Source organism: Oceanobacter sp. ABM4_470, from assembly GCF_056158645.1.
On the sequence record NZ_JBSWTR010000001.1, the window covers coordinates 2,961,412 to 2,975,072 of the forward strand.

27 protein-coding genes are annotated in these 13,661 nt (G+C 51.1%); all 27 read right to left on the reverse strand.

Going from position 1 to position 13,661, the window contains the following annotated elements:
- Positions 1-19: 19 nt before the first annotated feature.
- Positions 20-640 carry a 30S ribosomal protein S4 gene (gene rpsD / locus ACXADJ_RS13065; protein WP_028293135.1) on the reverse strand — a complete coding sequence of 207 codons (621 nt, stop codon included), beginning with the start codon at positions 638-640 and terminating at the stop codon, positions 20-22.
- Between the two features lie 13 nt (positions 641-653).
- Positions 654-1,043: a 30S ribosomal protein S11 gene (gene rpsK / locus ACXADJ_RS13070; protein WP_028293134.1), complete on the reverse strand. Its 390-nt coding sequence runs from the start codon at positions 1,041-1,043 to the stop codon at positions 654-656.
- A gap of 71 nt (positions 1,044-1,114) precedes the next feature.
- Positions 1,115-1,471 carry a 30S ribosomal protein S13 gene (rpsM, locus tag ACXADJ_RS13075; RefSeq protein ID WP_028293133.1) on the reverse strand — a complete coding sequence of 119 codons (357 nt, stop codon included), beginning with the start codon at positions 1,469-1,471 and terminating at the stop codon, positions 1,115-1,117.
- 102 nt (positions 1,472-1,573) lie between these two features.
- A complete protein-coding gene (rpmJ, locus tag ACXADJ_RS13080) occupies positions 1,574-1,687 on the reverse strand; it encodes a 50S ribosomal protein L36 (RefSeq protein WP_084644941.1) in 114 nt (37 codons plus the stop codon).
- A gap of 20 nt (positions 1,688-1,707) precedes the next feature.
- Positions 1,708-3,033: a preprotein translocase subunit SecY gene (gene secY / locus ACXADJ_RS13085; RefSeq protein WP_475066602.1), complete on the reverse strand. Its 1,326-nt coding sequence runs from the start codon at positions 3,031-3,033 to the stop codon at positions 1,708-1,710.
- Positions 3,033-3,467, reverse strand: a complete 435-nt coding sequence (rplO, locus tag ACXADJ_RS13090) for a 50S ribosomal protein L15 (RefSeq protein WP_475066604.1) — start codon at positions 3,465-3,467, stop codon at positions 3,033-3,035. Before rplO ends, secY begins: the two co-directional genes overlap by 1 nt.
- 1 nt (position 3,468) lies before the next feature.
- The gene (rpmD, locus tag ACXADJ_RS13095; protein WP_028293130.1) at positions 3,469-3,654 is read right to left on the reverse strand and encodes a 50S ribosomal protein L30; all 186 of its coding nucleotides are present in this window, start codon (positions 3,652-3,654) and stop codon (positions 3,469-3,471) included.
- Between the two features lie 5 nt (positions 3,655-3,659).
- Entirely contained in the window at positions 3,660-4,184 is a 525-nt protein-coding gene (gene rpsE, locus ACXADJ_RS13100) for a 30S ribosomal protein S5 (RefSeq protein WP_028293129.1), read from the reverse strand.
- Between the two features lie 11 nt (positions 4,185-4,195).
- On the reverse strand, positions 4,196-4,546 hold the full coding sequence (gene rplR, locus ACXADJ_RS13105) for a 50S ribosomal protein L18 (RefSeq protein WP_028293128.1): 351 nt from the start codon (positions 4,544-4,546) through the stop codon (positions 4,196-4,198).
- Positions 4,547-4,556: 10 nt separating this feature from the next.
- A complete protein-coding gene (gene rplF, locus ACXADJ_RS13110; protein ID WP_475066608.1) occupies positions 4,557-5,093 on the reverse strand; it encodes a 50S ribosomal protein L6 in 537 nt (178 codons plus the stop codon).
- 11 nt (positions 5,094-5,104) lie between these two features.
- Entirely contained in the window at positions 5,105-5,497 is a 393-nt protein-coding gene (gene rpsH / locus ACXADJ_RS13115) for a 30S ribosomal protein S8 (protein ID WP_028293126.1), read from the reverse strand.
- 79 nt (positions 5,498-5,576) lie between these two features.
- Entirely contained in the window at positions 5,577-5,882 is a 306-nt protein-coding gene (gene rpsN / locus ACXADJ_RS13120) for a 30S ribosomal protein S14 (RefSeq protein WP_028293125.1), read from the reverse strand.
- 12 nt (positions 5,883-5,894) lie between these two features.
- Positions 5,895-6,431 (reverse strand): 50S ribosomal protein L5, encoded by a 537-nt coding sequence (rplE, locus tag ACXADJ_RS13125; protein ID WP_475066611.1) that lies wholly within the window; start codon positions 6,429-6,431, stop codon positions 5,895-5,897.
- A gap of 18 nt (positions 6,432-6,449) precedes the next feature.
- The gene (gene rplX, locus ACXADJ_RS13130) at positions 6,450-6,764 is read right to left on the reverse strand and encodes a 50S ribosomal protein L24 (RefSeq protein WP_028293123.1); all 315 of its coding nucleotides are present in this window, start codon (positions 6,762-6,764) and stop codon (positions 6,450-6,452) included.
- Positions 6,765-6,780: 16 nt separating this feature from the next.
- Positions 6,781-7,149: a 50S ribosomal protein L14 gene (gene rplN, locus ACXADJ_RS13135; protein ID WP_028293122.1), complete on the reverse strand. Its 369-nt coding sequence runs from the start codon at positions 7,147-7,149 to the stop codon at positions 6,781-6,783.
- A 31-nt stretch (positions 7,150-7,180) separates the two neighbouring features.
- Complete coding sequence (gene rpsQ / locus ACXADJ_RS13140; protein ID WP_028293121.1) at positions 7,181-7,447, reverse strand: 30S ribosomal protein S17; 267 nt, start codon at positions 7,445-7,447, stop codon at positions 7,181-7,183.
- A gap of 2 nt (positions 7,448-7,449) precedes the next feature.
- On the reverse strand, positions 7,450-7,641 hold the full coding sequence (gene rpmC / locus ACXADJ_RS13145; RefSeq protein ID WP_028293120.1) for a 50S ribosomal protein L29: 192 nt from the start codon (positions 7,639-7,641) through the stop codon (positions 7,450-7,452).
- Positions 7,641-8,054, reverse strand: a complete 414-nt coding sequence (gene rplP, locus ACXADJ_RS13150; RefSeq protein WP_028293119.1) for a 50S ribosomal protein L16 — start codon at positions 8,052-8,054, stop codon at positions 7,641-7,643. The genes rpmC and rplP overlap by 1 nt, the downstream gene beginning before the upstream one ends.
- A gap of 12 nt (positions 8,055-8,066) precedes the next feature.
- Positions 8,067-8,759 (reverse strand): 30S ribosomal protein S3, encoded by a 693-nt coding sequence (rpsC, locus tag ACXADJ_RS13155; protein WP_475066618.1) that lies wholly within the window; start codon positions 8,757-8,759, stop codon positions 8,067-8,069.
- Between the two features lie 11 nt (positions 8,760-8,770).
- Positions 8,771-9,109, reverse strand: a complete 339-nt coding sequence (gene rplV / locus ACXADJ_RS13160; protein WP_456090130.1) for a 50S ribosomal protein L22 — start codon at positions 9,107-9,109, stop codon at positions 8,771-8,773.
- A gap of 11 nt (positions 9,110-9,120) precedes the next feature.
- Positions 9,121-9,396, reverse strand: coding sequence for a 30S ribosomal protein S19 (rpsS, locus tag ACXADJ_RS13165; RefSeq protein WP_028293116.1), 276 nt, complete (start codon positions 9,394-9,396; stop codon positions 9,121-9,123).
- An 18-nt stretch (positions 9,397-9,414) separates the two neighbouring features.
- Positions 9,415-10,242 (reverse strand): 50S ribosomal protein L2, encoded by an 828-nt coding sequence (rplB, locus tag ACXADJ_RS13170; protein ID WP_028293115.1) that lies wholly within the window; start codon positions 10,240-10,242, stop codon positions 9,415-9,417.
- 11 nt (positions 10,243-10,253) lie between these two features.
- On the reverse strand, positions 10,254-10,550 hold the full coding sequence (rplW, locus tag ACXADJ_RS13175) for a 50S ribosomal protein L23 (RefSeq protein ID WP_028293114.1): 297 nt from the start codon (positions 10,548-10,550) through the stop codon (positions 10,254-10,256).
- On the reverse strand, positions 10,547-11,149 hold the full coding sequence (gene rplD / locus ACXADJ_RS13180) for a 50S ribosomal protein L4 (protein ID WP_028293113.1): 603 nt from the start codon (positions 11,147-11,149) through the stop codon (positions 10,547-10,549). Before rplD ends, rplW begins: the two co-directional genes overlap by 4 nt.
- Before the next feature lie 3 nt (positions 11,150-11,152).
- Positions 11,153-11,779: a 50S ribosomal protein L3 gene (gene rplC / locus ACXADJ_RS13185; protein ID WP_475066627.1), complete on the reverse strand. Its 627-nt coding sequence runs from the start codon at positions 11,777-11,779 to the stop codon at positions 11,153-11,155.
- A 100-nt stretch (positions 11,780-11,879) separates the two neighbouring features.
- On the reverse strand, positions 11,880-12,188 hold the full coding sequence (gene rpsJ / locus ACXADJ_RS13190) for a 30S ribosomal protein S10 (RefSeq protein ID WP_036535225.1): 309 nt from the start codon (positions 12,186-12,188) through the stop codon (positions 11,880-11,882).
- 220 nt (positions 12,189-12,408) lie between these two features.
- Entirely contained in the window at positions 12,409-13,632 is a 1,224-nt protein-coding gene (tuf, locus tag ACXADJ_RS13195) for an elongation factor Tu (RefSeq protein ID WP_475066631.1), read from the reverse strand.
- Between the last annotated feature and the right edge of the window lie 29 nt (positions 13,633-13,661).

Consider the following 13,661-nt stretch of genomic DNA (forward strand, 5'->3'; position numbering starts at 1 on the left):
CTGCCCCTAAGCTCCTCTATTACTTGGAGTAAAGTTCCACGATCAGGTTTTCGTTGATCTCTGCAGGGAGATCAGCGCGTTCCGGAACGTTGGTGTAAGTTCCTTCCATCTTGCTGGAATCCACATTGATCCAGCCACAATCAGGACGTTGACCAGCCAGCTCAAGAGCGGACTTGATACGAGCCTGGTTTTTGGCTTTTTCGCGGATACCAATCACATCACCAGCATTAACCTGGAAAGACGGAATGTTTACAGTGCGACCGTTAACGGTGACTGCCTTGTGAGAAACCAGCTGACGGGATTCTGCACGAGTGGAACCGAAGCCCATGCGATAAACAACGTTATCCAGGCGGGATTCCAGCAGTTGCAGCAGGTTTTCACCGGTAGCACCCTTGCGGCGTGCTGCTTCCTTGTAGTAGCTACGGAATTGCTTTTCCAGAACGCCGTACAGACGACGAACTTTTTGCTTTTCACGCAGCTGCAGACCGTAGTCTGACAGACGACCACGACCAGCGCCATGAACGCCAGGTTTGGTTTCTGCTTTACATTTTGAGTCAAGTGCGCGAATACCGCTCTTCAGGAACAGATCAGTTCCTTCACGACGGGACAGTTTACACTTAGGACCAATATAACGTGCCATTTATTCTGCCTCCTTATACGCGACGCTTCTTAGGTGGACGACAGCCGTTATGAGGAATCGGAGTCACGTCAGTGATGTTTGTGATTTTGTAACCACAAGCATTCAATGCGCGAACTGCAGATTCACGGCCAGGACCAGGACCTTTTACTTCAACGTCCAGGTTCTTCAAGCCATACTCTTTAGCAGCTTCACCAGCACGCTCTGCAGCCACCTGAGCGGCGAAAGGAGTGCTCTTACGGGAACCACGGAAACCAGAACCACCGGCAGTTGCCCAGGACAGAGCATTGCCTTGACGGTCAGTAATGGTCACGATGGTGTTGTTAAAAGAGGCATGGATGTGGGCGATGCCGTCCACTACCTGCTTTTTAACCTTCTTCTTGGTTGTTCGTTGTGGCTTAGCCATTCTTTAAATCCTGCTTTTAATATCAACACTGCAACAAGTGAATGCAGCTACACTAAAAGACCAACTCGTAATTACTTACGGATTGGCTTGCGCGGACCCTTACGGGTACGAGCATTTGTTTTAGTACGCTGACCGCGAAGTGGCAGGCTACGGCGATGACGGATACCGCGGAAGCAACCCATGTCCATCAAACGCTTGATGTTCATTTGTACTTCGCGACGCAGGTCACCTTCAACCGTGAACTTGGCAACTTCATTACGGATAAGGTCAAGCTGATCTTCGCTCAGAGTACCAATCTTGGTGTCTTCTGCGATGCCAGTAGCGGCACAGATCTGCTTGGCAGTAGTCTTACCAACGCCAAAAACGTAGGTCAGGGAAATTACTGCATGCTTGTTGTCAGGAATGTTGACACCGGCAATACGGGCCATGTCTAACTCCGTTACACTTTACTTGATGAAAGGGCGCGAGATACTACAAGCTGATCAACTAAAAAGCAAGCAACTTGTTCTCGCACCCGCCTCGACAGGAAATTAACCCTGACGTTGTTTGTGCTTTGGATCTGTACAGATCACGCGCACACTGCCGTTACGACGAATGATTTTACATTCACGGCACATTTTTTTAACAGACGCACGTACTTTCATGACTGTCTCCTAAAATGGGCTCAGCGAGCTGAACCCACATTCTTGAGGTTTGCTTTCTTCATCAGGGACTCATACTGATGAGACATCAGATGAGATTGCACCTGTGCCATGAAATCCATGACCACCACAACAACAATCAGCAAGGAAGTACCACCGAAGTAGAAAGGCACGTCGGCAGCAACCACCAGGAATTGTGGCAGCAGACATACGGCAGCGATATAGATCGATCCGAACAGAGTCAGTCGACCCAGCACACCGTCAATGTATTTGGCAGTCTGGATACCAGGACGAATCCCAGGGATGAAAGCACCGGATTTTTTCAGGTTCTCAGCAACATCTTTCGGGTTGAACATCAACGCCGTGTAGAAGTAGCAGAAGAAGATGATACCGGCAGCAAACAATACGATATAAAGCGGCTGGCTAGGCGCCAACGCCAGGCTGACGTCTTGCAGCCATTCCATGCCCACACCCTTGCCGAACCACTGACCCAAAGAGGCAGGGAACAACAACAGGGACGAAGCAAAGATGGCCGGGATAACGCCCGCCATGTTCAGTTTCAGCGGCAGATGGCTCGACTGCTGTTGAGCCATTTGACGATTGCCCATCTGGCGCTTGGCGTAGTTGATGGTAATGCGACGCTGTCCACGTTCAACGAAGACAACAAACGCAACCACAGCTACAGCCAGAGCAGCGATGACCAGCAACAACAGGATATTCAGATCACCCTGGCGGGCAGATTCGAACGCCTGACCAATTGCGCTTGGCAACCCGGCAACAATACCGGCGAAGATCAGGATAGAGATACCGTTACCGATACCCCGTTCAGTTACCTGCTCACCCAACCACATCATGAATACCGCACCGGCCACGAAGGACGGTACAGCAGCGATGTAGAAGTCGAGGCCGGAGGAGAAGGTAACACCCTGGCCAGCCAGACCCGCAGACACACCGAACGCCTGCACCGTAGCCAGAAGCACGGTGCCGTAACGGGTGTACTGGGTAATCTTGCGACGACCGGATTCACCTTCTTTCTTCAACTGCTCGAGCTGCGGGCTCACTGCCGTAAGCAACTGCATGATAATGGATGCAGAGATGTACGGCATGATACCGAGCGCAAGAATACTCATACGCTCAAGTGCACCACCGGAAAACATGTTGAACATTTCAAGGATGGTTCCCTGATTTTGTTCAAACAACCGAGCAAGTGCATCCGGGTTAATCCCTGGTACCGGAATATGGGTACCAATCCTGTATACAACAATTGCCAGGAGCACGAACCGGATCCGAGCGAATAATTCGCTCAGACCCTTGTTCATTCCTTGTGGCAGTGAGCCTTGGGTAGCCATTAGTCTTCGACCTTACCGCCTGCTGCTTCGATGGCAGCTTTCGCGCCTTTAGTGACTTTCAGACCTTTTACGGTCACAGCCTTGGTGATTTCACCAGACAGGATCACACGACCAGACTTGAACTGTTCGCCGATCACGTCTGCGGCTTTCAGAGCTGCCAGATCAACTACATCGCCTTCAACCAGGGCCAATTCGTTCAGACGGATTTCCGCCACGAAACGAGCCTTGCGAGAAGTGAAGCCAAACTTTGGCAGACGACGGTGGATAGGCATCTGACCACCTTCGAAACCAGGAGCAACGCTACCACCGGAACGGGATTTCAGACCTTTGTGACCACGGCCACCAGTCTTACCCAAACCAGAACCGATACCACGGCCAACGCGCTTGCGGTTTGTCTTGGAGCCAGGAGCTGGGCTCAATTCATTGAGACGCATATTACTCCCCTTCTACCTTAACCATGTATTGAACTTGGTTGATCATGCCGCGAACGGAAGGAGTATCTTCCAGTTCAACGGTGTGACCAATGCGACGCAGGCCCAGACCTTTCATGGTTTCGCGGTGCTTTGGCAGTTTGCCAATAGTGCTGCGAGTCTGGGTAACTTTGATAGTTTTATCAGCCATTTCAATTACCCCAGAATGTCTTCTACGGACTTACCGCGCTTGGCAGCTACCTGTTCAGGAGACTGCATCTGCGCCAGACCGTTGAAAGTTGCACGAACCACGTTGTTCGGGTTGGTAGAACCGTAGCACTTGGCCAGAACGTTCTTGATACCAACCATCTCCAGTACGGCACGCATTGCGCCACCGGCAATAATACCGGTACCTTCAGATGCAGGCTGCATGTAGATGCGGGAACCGGAGTGGCGAGCCTTTACAGGGTACTGCAAAGTGTTGCCGTCCAGCTGAACGTTAATCATGTTGCGCTTGGCCTGTTCCATTGCTTTTTGAATAGCAGTTGGAACTTCACGGGATTTACCGCGACCGAAGCCAACACGGCCATTGCCGTCACCAACAACAGTCAGAGCAGTGAACGCGAAGATACGACCACCCTTAACTACTTTGGCTACACGGTTAACCTGAACCAGCTTTTCCTGGAATTCGCTTTCGTTACGATCGTTATTGCGATCGTTATTACGTTCGTTATTTGCCATGATCAATACCCTTAGAATTCGAGGCCGTTTTCACGAGCCGCGTCAGCCAGAGCTTTAACACGACCATGGTATTTAAAACCGGAGCGATCGAAAGCGACCTTGGTAATGCCAGCAGCTTTAGCACGCTCAGCAATCAGCTGGCCTACTTTGGTAGCTGCACTTACGTTACCGGTTGTATCGTTACGCAGATCCGCTTCTACGGTAGAAGCCGTTGCCAGGACGCTAGCGCCATTGGCAGAGATGATCTGAGCATAAATGTGTCGTGGTGTACGGTGTACACACAGACGGACCGCGCTTTTTTCACGGATGTTAATCCGGGTTTTCTGGGCACGGCGCAGACGAGCTTTTTTCTTCTCATTCATGGCCTAGACCTTACTTTTTCTTGGCTTCTTTACGACGAACAGTTTCGTCAGCGTAGCGAACACCCTTGCCTTTGTATGGCTCAGGCGGACGGTAACCGCGGATTTCTGCAGCAACCTGACCAACCGCTTGCTTGTCCGCACCTTTGATCACGATTTCAGTCTGGCTAGGAGTTTCAACAGAAACGCCTTCTGGCAGAACGTAATCGATTGGGTGGGAGAAGCCCAGGTTCAAATTCAGAGTGTTACCAGCGGCTTTGGCACGATAACCAACACCTTGCAGAATCAGTTTCTTTTCGAAACCAACGCTTACACCAGTAACCATGTTGTTAACCAGGGAACGGAAAGTACCAGCCATAGCGGTAGCTTTCTTATCGTTTTCCTTGGTAGCAGCAAACGTCAGGGCGCTTTCTTCCTGGTTGATGGCCACGTAAGAGTGGACAGCCAGTTCCAGAGTGCCTTGTTTGCCTTTAACGGAGATTGTTCCTTCACCCAGCTTGACTTCAACGCCAGCAGGGATTTGTACAGGAGCCTTAGCGACGCGAGACATGGTATCCCCCCTTAGAATACAGTGGCGATAACTTCACCGCCGACACCCGCAGCACGGGCAGCGCGATCAGTCATGACGCCTTTGGAGGTGGATACGATGGCTACGCCCAGACCTGCTTCAACTTTAGGCAGTTCTGCAGCACCCTTGTACTGACGCAGACCAGGACGTGAAACACGTTGGATGCGCTCAATAACAGGCTTGCCTTCGTAGTATTTCAGTTCGATAGACAGAGTCGGCTTGGCCGCTTCGTCTACTGAAAAACCACTGATGTAGCCTTCTGCTTCCAATACTTTGGCAACAGATGCTTTGATTTTGGAAGACGGCATGTTCACAGTCGTATGTCCAGCTTGCTGGGCATTACGAATGCGGGTGAACATATCCGCCAACGTATCTTGCATACTCATTTAATATTTACCTCTGTTGTACAGCGGCCACGACGACAAAACCGGGGCTCTTAACCCCGGTAATGCGAAGCGGGAGTGCTTACCAACTAGCTTTTTTCAGGCCGGGTACGTTACCTTTCATGCCTTCTTCACGCAACTTAATACGTGACAGCTTGAACTTACGGTAAACGCCATGTGGACGGCCAGTCATTTGACAGCGACGCTGCAGGCGGCTCGCGGAAGAATCGCGAGGCAGCTTTTGCAGTGCCATCTGTGCATTCCAACGTTCTTCATCAGAAGATTCTGGATTCTTGATGATTGCCTTCAGCTCAGCGCGCTTGGCAGCAAACTTGTCTACCAGTTTCTCACGCTTGGCTTCACGCTGCTTCATGCTAATTTTAGCCATGACTAACTCCTATTAACGGAACGGGAACTGCAGCGCTTTCAGCAAAGCACGGCCTTCTTCGTTCGTTTTGGCTGTCGTAGTGATGGTCACATCCATACCGCGAACCTTGTCTACTTTGTCGTAGTCAATTTCCGGGAAGATGATCTGTTCCTTCACACCCATGCTGTAGTTACCGCGACCGTCGAAGGACTTACCGTTAATACCACGGAAGTCACGTACACGAGGCAGTGCGATATCGACCAGACGGTCCATAAATTCCCACATACGATCGCGACGCAGAGTCACTTTACAGCCGATAGGCCAACCTTCACGAACCTTGAAGCCCGCTACTGATTTACGTGCCTTGGTGATAACAACTTTCTGGCCAGCGATCGCTTCCATATCGGCAACGGCGTTGTCCAGCAGTTTCTTATCGCCCAGAGCTTCACCAACACCCATGTTCAGGGTGATTTTGGTGATTTTAGGCACTTCCATAATGTTTTTGTAACCAAACTCTTCTTTCAGCTTGGCTACTACTTCTTCTTTGTACAGGTTTTCTAAACGTGACATAGCAGTATCCAGCTCCTATCAGGCGTCGATGACGTCGCCAGTGGATTTGAAGATACGTACCTTTTTGTCGCCTTCAACTTTGAAGCCAACACGGTCAGCTTTTTCAGTTTTAGGGTTCCAGATGGCTACGTTGGAAGCCTGAATACCGGCTTCCTTCTCAATGATACCACCTGGCTGCTGCAGGTACGGGTTTGGCTTCTGGTGTTTTTTCACCATGTTAACACCGGTTACGATCAGACGACCGTCAGCCAGTACTTTTTGTACTGAACCGCGCTTGCCTTTGTCTTTACCAGCGATAACTACCACTTCGTCTTTACTACGAATTTTCAACATATTCTGTCCCCTCCCCTTAAAGCACTTCTGGTGCCAGGGAAATGATCTTCATGAACTTTTCAGAACGCAGTTCACGAGTCACAGGGCCAAAGATACGAGTACCGATTGGCGCCAGAGATGCGTTCAGCAGAACTGCAGAGTTGACGTCAAAGCGGATAATAGAACCATCCGGGCGACGGATACCTTTACGGGTACGTACAACCACGGCGTTCATTACCTGGCCTTTTTTCACTTTACCGCGAGGAATTGCTTCCTTAACGGATACCTTGATCAGATCACCGATGCCGGCATAACGACGATGAGAGCCGCCCAGTACCTTGATGCACTGAACACGCTTCGCGCCGCTGTTGTCGGCAACGTCCAGCATGGATTGTGTTTGGATCATGCTATTCGCTCCTAACTAGCTCCGCCAGGTCTTAAACCTTGGCGGCGCGCTCGTCGATTGATACCAGCGCCCATGTCTTGTTCTTGGACAAAGGACGCGACTCTTTAACTGTAACAGTGTCACCGATCTGACATTCGTTTGCTTCGTCGTGAGCCATCACCTTGGTGGACTTCTTAACGAACTTCTTGTAAATCGGGTGCTTAACAAAGCGCTCAACACGCACAGTGATGGACTTGTCCATCTTGTTGCTCACGACCTTACCACTCAGGGTACGAACGGTCTGTGTGTTCTCAGTCATGATTATTCACCTGCCTTCTGTGCCAACAGAGTCTTAACTCGAGCGATGTCGCGACGAGTCTGACCGATCAGGTGAGTCTGACCCAGCTGGCCAGTGGCCTTCTGCATACGCAACTTGAATTGTTCGCTCAACAGTTCATTCAGCTGAGATTTCAGCTCAGCCACTGACTTTTCTTTCAGTTCACTTGCTTTCATCACAGCACCGTCCGCTTAACAAACGTGGTATCGAAAGGCAGTTTTGCAGCAGCCAGTGCGAATGCTTCGCGAGCCAGCTCTTCAGAAACGCCTTCCATTTCATACAGAACCTTGCCTGGCTGAATCTGGCATACCCAGTATTCAACGTTACCCTTACCTTTACCCATACGAACCTCAAGAGGTTTTTCGGTGATCGGCTTGTCAGGGAAGACACGGATCCAGATTTTACCGCCACGCTTGATCTTACGAGTCATAGCACGACGAGCTGCTTCAATTTGACGCGAAGTCAGACGGCCGCGGCCAGTTGCTTTCAGAGCGTATTCGCCGAAAGAAACCTTGGAGCCACGAATGGCCAGGCCACGGTTACGACCAGTCTGGACTTTGCGGAATTTGGTACGTTTTGGTAACAACATAACTCAATCCCCTTATGAACGGCCGCCAGACTTCTTCTTACCAGTATTCTTGGCGCGTTCACGAACTTCCTGAATACCACCCAGGATTTCGCCTTTGAAGATCCAAACCTTCACGCCAATAACACCGTAAGTCGTGTGTGCTTCGTAGGTTGCGTAATCGATATCGGCACGCAGAGTGTGCAGAGGCACACGACCTTCGCGGTACCATTCGGCACGCGCAATTTCAGCACCACCCAGACGACCACTCACCTGGATCTTGATACCTTCAGCACCGCCACGCATAGCGTTTTGTACCGCACGCTTCATAGCGCGACGGAACATAACACGACGTTCCAGCTGAGAGGCAACGCTCTGGGCTACCAGTTTGGCATCCAGATCCGGCTTGCGAACTTCTTCGATGTTGATGTGTACTGGAATACCCATCACTTCGCTCAGGTCCTTACGCAGAACCTCAACGTCTTCGCCTTTCTTACCGATCACGATGCCTGGACGGGCAGTGTGAATGGTAACTTTGGCGTTTTGAGCAGGACGCTCAATTACAACTTTGCTTACTGAAGCCTTTTCCAGGCGCTTTTCGATCAGGGAACGAACAGCAATATCAGTCAGCAGGTTGTCTGCATACTTGTCCTTACCGGCATACCACACAGAGTTGTGGTCCTTGGTAATACCAAGACGGATACCGGTTGGATGAACTTTCTGACCCATCTGACCAACTCCTATTTTTCTGAAACTTTCACAGTGATGTGACAAGTGCGCTTGAAGATACGATCGGCGCGACCTTTCGCACGAGGGCGAATACGCTTCATCGTCAAACCTTCATCGGCGTATACGGTGCTGACAATCAGCTCGTCTACGTCGGCGCCATCATTGTGTTCAGCGTTGGCGATGGCAGATTCCAGAACTTTCTTGACCAGGTCAGCGCCTTTCTTGGTGCTGAAGGACAGAATTTCCAGAGCGTCATCCACTTTCTTGCCGCGGATCTGGTCAGCAACCAGGCGAGCTTTCTGAGCGGACAAGCGTGCACCACGCAATACAGCGGCTACTTCAGACATGATTCACCCCTTACTTATCGCTTGGCTTTCTTATCCGCTACGTGACCCTTGTAGGTACGGGTCAGCGCGAATTCGCCGAGTTTATGTCCAACCATGTCTTCGGTTACGAAAACAGGCACGTGTTGTTTGCCGTTATGAACAGCGATGGTCAGCCCCACGAAATCCGGGAAGATAGTGGAGCGGCGAGACCAAGTCTTGATCGGACGCTTGTCGTTCTTCTCAAGAGCGGTCTCTACCTTCTTCATCAAGTGATGGTCGATAAACGGACCTTTTTTCAATGAACGTGGCACAGTTCAATCCTCTCTTAGTTATTTCGCAGAACGACGACGTACGATCAGCTTATCGGTACGCTTATTCTTACGAGTCTTGTAACCCTTGGTTGGAACGCCCCATGGAGTAACAGGGTGACGACCACCAGAGGTACGACCTTCACCACCACCGTGTGGGTGGTCAACCGGGTTCATTACCACACCGCGAACGGTAGGACGAACACCGCGCCAGCGAGAAGCACCAGCTTTACCCAGTTCACGCAGACCGTGCTCAGAGTTGCCTACTTCGCCCAGGGTAGCGCGACAGTCAACCAGGACCTTACGCATTTCACCAGAACGCAGACGCAGAGTCGCGTAAGCACCTTCACGAGCAACCAGCTGAGCAGAAGTACCCGCGGAACGAGCAATCTGGCCGCCCTTGCCTGGCTTCAGTTCAACGTTGTGGACTACAGAACCCACTGGAACGTTACGCAGTGACATCGCTGAGCCTACTTTGATAGGCGCGTGATCACCGGAAACAACTTCGTCACCAGCATGCAGGCCTTTAGGAGCCAGAATGTAACGACGTTCACCGTCAGCGTATTTCAGCAGAGCGATGTTCGCAGAGCGGTTTGGATCGTATTCCAGGCGTTCAACAACGGCTGGGATGCCATCCTTGTTACGCTTGAAGTCAACGATACGGTAGTGATGCTTGTGACCACCGCCAATGTGGCGAGTGGTGATACGACCGTTGTTGTTACGACCACCAGACTTGCTGTTCTTTTCCAACAGAGCTGCGTGAGGCTTGCCTTTGTGCAGTTCGTTGTTTACGACTTTAACCAGGTGACGACGGCCAGCTGAAGTCGGTTTAGTTTTAACCAATGCCATAACTCAGCTCCTTATTCCGCGTCTGCAAAGTCGATGTCCTGACCGTCGACCAAGCGAACGTATGCTTTGCGAACATCGTTGCGCTTGCCCATGCCGCGGGCAGTGCGTTTGGTTTTGCCTTTGATGTTTACAGTCTGTACGGAGCGAACTTTCACTTCGAACAGAGCTTCAACGGCGGCTTTGATCTCTGGCTTGGTAGCGTCAGCAGCAACACGGAATACGTATTGGCCGTGCTTCTCTGCTACCCAGGTAGCTTTCTCAGAGATCTGAGGTGCCAACAGCACCTTGTAAAGACGTTCACGGATCATGCGTAAGCCTCCTCAAGCTGCTTCAGGGCCGGCACAGTCACCAAAACCTTCTCAAACGCGATCAGGCTTACAGGATCGATAGAAGTCGCTTCAGCAACACCAACGTGAGGAACGTTGCGAGCAGCCAGGTACAGCTTCTCGTCGATCTCTTCAGAGATGATCAGAACGTTGTCCAGTTCCAGTTCGTTCAGCTTGGCAACGAATTCCTTGGTCTTGTGGCTTTCTACAGCGAAGGAATCAGCAACAACCAGGCGTTCCTGACGAACCAGTTCAGACAAGATGGACTGCATCGCAGCGCGGTACATCTTCTTGTTAACTTTCTGTTCGAAGTTACGTGGCTTGGCTGCGAAAGTTACACCACCAGAGCGCCAGATTGGGCTGCTGGATGTACCAGAACGAGCACGGCCAGTACCTTTCTGACGCCATGGCTTGATGCCACCGCCAGCAACTTCGGAACGGGTCTTTTGAGCTTTGGTACCCTGACGGCCACCGGCCATATAGGCGGTAACAACCTGGTGAACCAGAGACTCATTGAATTCACGGCCAAAAGTAGCGTCGGAAACCGCTACCGCAGCACCTGCGTTAGTTTTCAGTTCCATCGCTTACCCCTTGACTGCTGGCTTAACAACTACGTCAGAACCTGGAGCACCAGGAACCGCGCCTTTGATCAGCAACAGTTTGTTTTCCGCATCAACGCGTACAATTTCCAGGCTTTGGGTAGTCTGCTGTTCAGAACCCATGTGACCGGCCATTTTCTTGCCTTTCCAGACACGGCCTGGAGTTTGACACTGACCAATAGAACCTGGTGCGCGATGAGACAGGGAGTTACCGTGAGTAGCATCCTGAGTACGGAAGTTCCAGCGCTTAACGCCACCCTGGAAGCCCTTACCTTTGGTGGTACCGGTAACATCAACTTTCTGACCAGCTTCAAACTGTTCAATAGACAGTTCTTGGCCAGCTTCAAAAGCTTCTTCAGTACGGAACTCGATCAAGCCACTGCCCGCTTCAACATTCGCCTTGGCGAAGTGACCGGCTTCCGGCTTGGAAACGCGAGACGCTTTCTTAGCGCCATAAGCAACCTGAATTGCACTGTAACCGTCAGTTTCAACGGTCTTTACCTGGCTAACACGGTTAGGTGTAACTTCCAGGACAGTAACAGCAACAGATTGACCTTCTTCGGTAAATACGCGAGTCATGCCCGCTTTTTTACCGACAATACCAATTGCCATTTTATATACCTCTCGTGTACGGGGCTAAAACCCACTATGGCCGCCCAATCTTCTAAATACGGGCGTTACACAGAGCACTGTGTAAGGTTAAACGGTTCGATTAACCCAGACTGATCTGAACTTCCACACCGGCAGCCAGATCCAGCTTCATCAGCGCATCAACAGTTTTTTCAGTTGGCTCAACAATGTCGAGCATGCGCTTGTGCGTACGGATTTCGTACTGGTCGCGCGCGTCTTTATTGACGTGCGGAGAAACCAGAACGGTAAAACGCTCTTTACGAGTAGGCAGTGGGATAGGACCACGTACCTGAGCGCCCGTACGTTTAGCAGTATCGACAATTTCCTGAGTCGAAGTATCGATCAGGCGATGGTCGAACGCTTTCAAACGGATACGGATTCGTTGGTTCATTACCAAACTCCAAATTTATGTGCCAGAGCTCGTTCTCCCCCAATTCAAGGGGACGCGAATTGTATGCGGCTGTACAAAAAGTGTCAACCTAGAAAAATAAAAATGCCACAAAGGCGAGGTAAGGCAGGAATCTCGCGGGGAGAAAACAAAACCCCGATGCGAATGATCGGGGCTTTGATGAGGACCAATCAAAGAATGATCGGTCCGTGGGCATCATTGATTACTCAACGATTTTGGCTACAACGCCAGCACCAACAGTACGGCCACCTTCACGGATCGCGAAGCGCAGACCTTCGTCCATGGCGATAGGAGCAATCAGGGTTACACCCAGCTGCACGTTATCACCTGGCATTACCATCTCAACGCCTTCTGGCAGCTCAACAGCACCAGTTACGTCAGTGGTACGGAAGTAGAACTGTGGACGGTAACCTTTGAAGAATGGAGTGTGACGACCACCTTCATCTTTGCCCAGTACGTATACTTCGGATTCGAACTTGGTGTGCGGAGTGATGGAACCTGGCTTGGCCAGTACCTGACCACGCTCAACTTCGTCACGCTTGGTACCACGCAGCAGTACACCTACGTTCTCACCTGCACGGCCTTCGTCCAGGATCTTACGGAACATTTCAACACCAGTACAAGTGGTCTTGGTAGTTTCCTTGATACCGATGATTTCAACTTCTTCACCAGTACGTACGATACCGCGCTCAACACGACCGGTAACAACGGTACCACGACCCTGAATGGAGAATACGTCTTCGATAGGCATAATGAATGCACCGTCGATCGCACGCTCTGGTTCTGGGATGTAGGAATCCAGGGCTTCAACCAGCTTCTTAACAGCGGTAGTACCCATTTCGTTGTCGTCCTGGCCGTTCAGAGCCATCAGAGCAGAACCCGGGATGATTGGAGTGTCGTCGCCTGGGAAGTCGTATTCGGACAGCAGGTCACGCAGTTCCATTTCAACCAGTTCCAGCATCTCTGCGTATTCTTCAGAGTCTGCGCCACCGCAGTCTTCAGCCAGCAGGTCAGCTTTGTTCAGGAATACTACGATGTAAGGTACACCAACCTGACGGGACAGCAGGATGTGCTCACGAGTCTGAGGCATTGGGCCGTCAGTAGAACCACATACCAGGATCGCGCCGTCCATCTGAGCGGCACCGGTGATCATGTTTTTAACATAGTCAGCGTGTCCCGGGCAGTCTACGTGCGCGTAGTGACGGTCAGTGGATTCGTACTCTACGTGGGAAGTAGAGATGGTGATACCACGCTCACGCTCTTCTGGAGCGTTATCGATACCGTCAAAAGCAACGGCTTGGCCGCCGAATACTTCTGCACATACGCGAGTCAGCGCAGCAGTCAGAGTAGTTTTACCATGGTCAACGTGACCGATAGTACCTACGTTTACGTGGGGTTTGGAACGCTCAAACGTTTCCTTAGCCATAGAACACCTCGTTCAATATCTTTAACTGA

What these genes read in the sequence shown, in the direction of transcription:
- rplB (WP_028293115.1), bottom strand. Translation starts at nt 10,242, where the DNA reads ATGGCATTGGTTAAAACTAAACCGACTTCAGCTGGCCGTCGTCACCTG.
- rplW (WP_028293114.1), bottom strand. Translation starts at nt 10,550, where the DNA reads ATGATCCGTGAACGTCTTTACAAGGTGCTGTTGGCACCTCAGATCTCT.
- rpsJ (WP_036535225.1), bottom strand. Translation starts at nt 12,188, where the DNA reads ATGAACCAACGAATCCGTATCCGTTTGAAAGCGTTCGACCATCGCCTG.
- rpsC (WP_475066618.1), bottom strand. Translation starts at nt 8,759, where the DNA reads ATGGGTCAGAAAGTTCATCCAACCGGTATCCGTCTTGGTATTACCAAG.
- rpsH (WP_028293126.1), bottom strand. Translation starts at nt 5,497, where the DNA reads ATGAGTATGCAAGATACGTTGGCGGATATGTTCACCCGCATTCGTAAT.
- rplF (WP_475066608.1), bottom strand. Translation starts at nt 5,093, where the DNA reads ATGTCTCGCGTCGCTAAGGCTCCTGTACAAATCCCTGCTGGCGTTGAA.
- rplN (WP_028293122.1), bottom strand. Translation starts at nt 7,149, where the DNA reads ATGATCCAAACACAATCCATGCTGGACGTTGCCGACAACAGCGGCGCG.
- rpmJ (WP_084644941.1), bottom strand. Translation starts at nt 1,687, where the DNA reads ATGAAAGTACGTGCGTCTGTTAAAAAAATGTGCCGTGAATGTAAAATC.
- rpsQ (WP_028293121.1), bottom strand. Translation starts at nt 7,447, where the DNA reads ATGACTGAGAACACACAGACCGTTCGTACCCTGAGTGGTAAGGTCGTG.
- rpmC (WP_028293120.1), bottom strand. Translation starts at nt 7,641, where the DNA reads ATGAAAGCAAGTGAACTGAAAGAAAAGTCAGTGGCTGAGCTGAAATCT.
- rplP (WP_028293119.1), bottom strand. Translation starts at nt 8,054, where the DNA reads ATGTTGTTACCAAAACGTACCAAATTCCGCAAAGTCCAGACTGGTCGT.
- rplO (WP_475066604.1), bottom strand. Translation starts at nt 3,467, where the DNA reads ATGCGTCTCAATGAATTGAGCCCAGCTCCTGGCTCCAAGACAAACCGC.
- rplD (WP_028293113.1), bottom strand. Translation starts at nt 11,149, where the DNA reads ATGGAACTGAAAACTAACGCAGGTGCTGCGGTAGCGGTTTCCGACGCT.
- rpsE (WP_028293129.1), bottom strand. Translation starts at nt 4,184, where the DNA reads ATGGCAAATAACGAACGTAATAACGATCGCAATAACGATCGTAACGAA.
- rpsK (WP_028293134.1), bottom strand. Translation starts at nt 1,043, where the DNA reads ATGGCTAAGCCACAACGAACAACCAAGAAGAAGGTTAAAAAGCAGGTA.
- rpsN (WP_028293125.1), bottom strand. Translation starts at nt 5,882, where the DNA reads ATGGCTAAAATTAGCATGAAGCAGCGTGAAGCCAAGCGTGAGAAACTG.
- rpsM (WP_028293133.1), bottom strand. Translation starts at nt 1,471, where the DNA reads ATGGCCCGTATTGCCGGTGTCAACATTCCTGACAACAAGCATGCAGTA.
- rplE (WP_475066611.1), bottom strand. Translation starts at nt 6,431, where the DNA reads ATGTCACGTTTAGAAAACCTGTACAAAGAAGAAGTAGTAGCCAAGCTG.
- rpmD (WP_028293130.1), bottom strand. Translation starts at nt 3,654, where the DNA reads ATGGCTGATAAAACTATCAAAGTTACCCAGACTCGCAGCACTATTGGC.
- rplC (WP_475066627.1), bottom strand. Translation starts at nt 11,779, where the DNA reads ATGGCAATTGGTATTGTCGGTAAAAAAGCGGGCATGACTCGCGTATTT.
- rplR (WP_028293128.1), bottom strand. Translation starts at nt 4,546, where the DNA reads ATGAATGAGAAGAAAAAAGCTCGTCTGCGCCGTGCCCAGAAAACCCGG.
- secY (WP_475066602.1), bottom strand. Translation starts at nt 3,033, where the DNA reads ATGGCTACCCAAGGCTCACTGCCACAAGGAATGAACAAGGGTCTGAGC.
- rplX (WP_028293123.1), bottom strand. Translation starts at nt 6,764, where the DNA reads ATGTTGAAAATTCGTAGTAAAGACGAAGTGGTAGTTATCGCTGGTAAA.
- rpsD (WP_028293135.1), bottom strand. Translation starts at nt 640, where the DNA reads ATGGCACGTTATATTGGTCCTAAGTGTAAACTGTCCCGTCGTGAAGGA.
- tuf (WP_475066631.1), bottom strand. Translation starts at nt 13,632, where the DNA reads ATGGCTAAGGAAACGTTTGAGCGTTCCAAACCCCACGTAAACGTAGGT.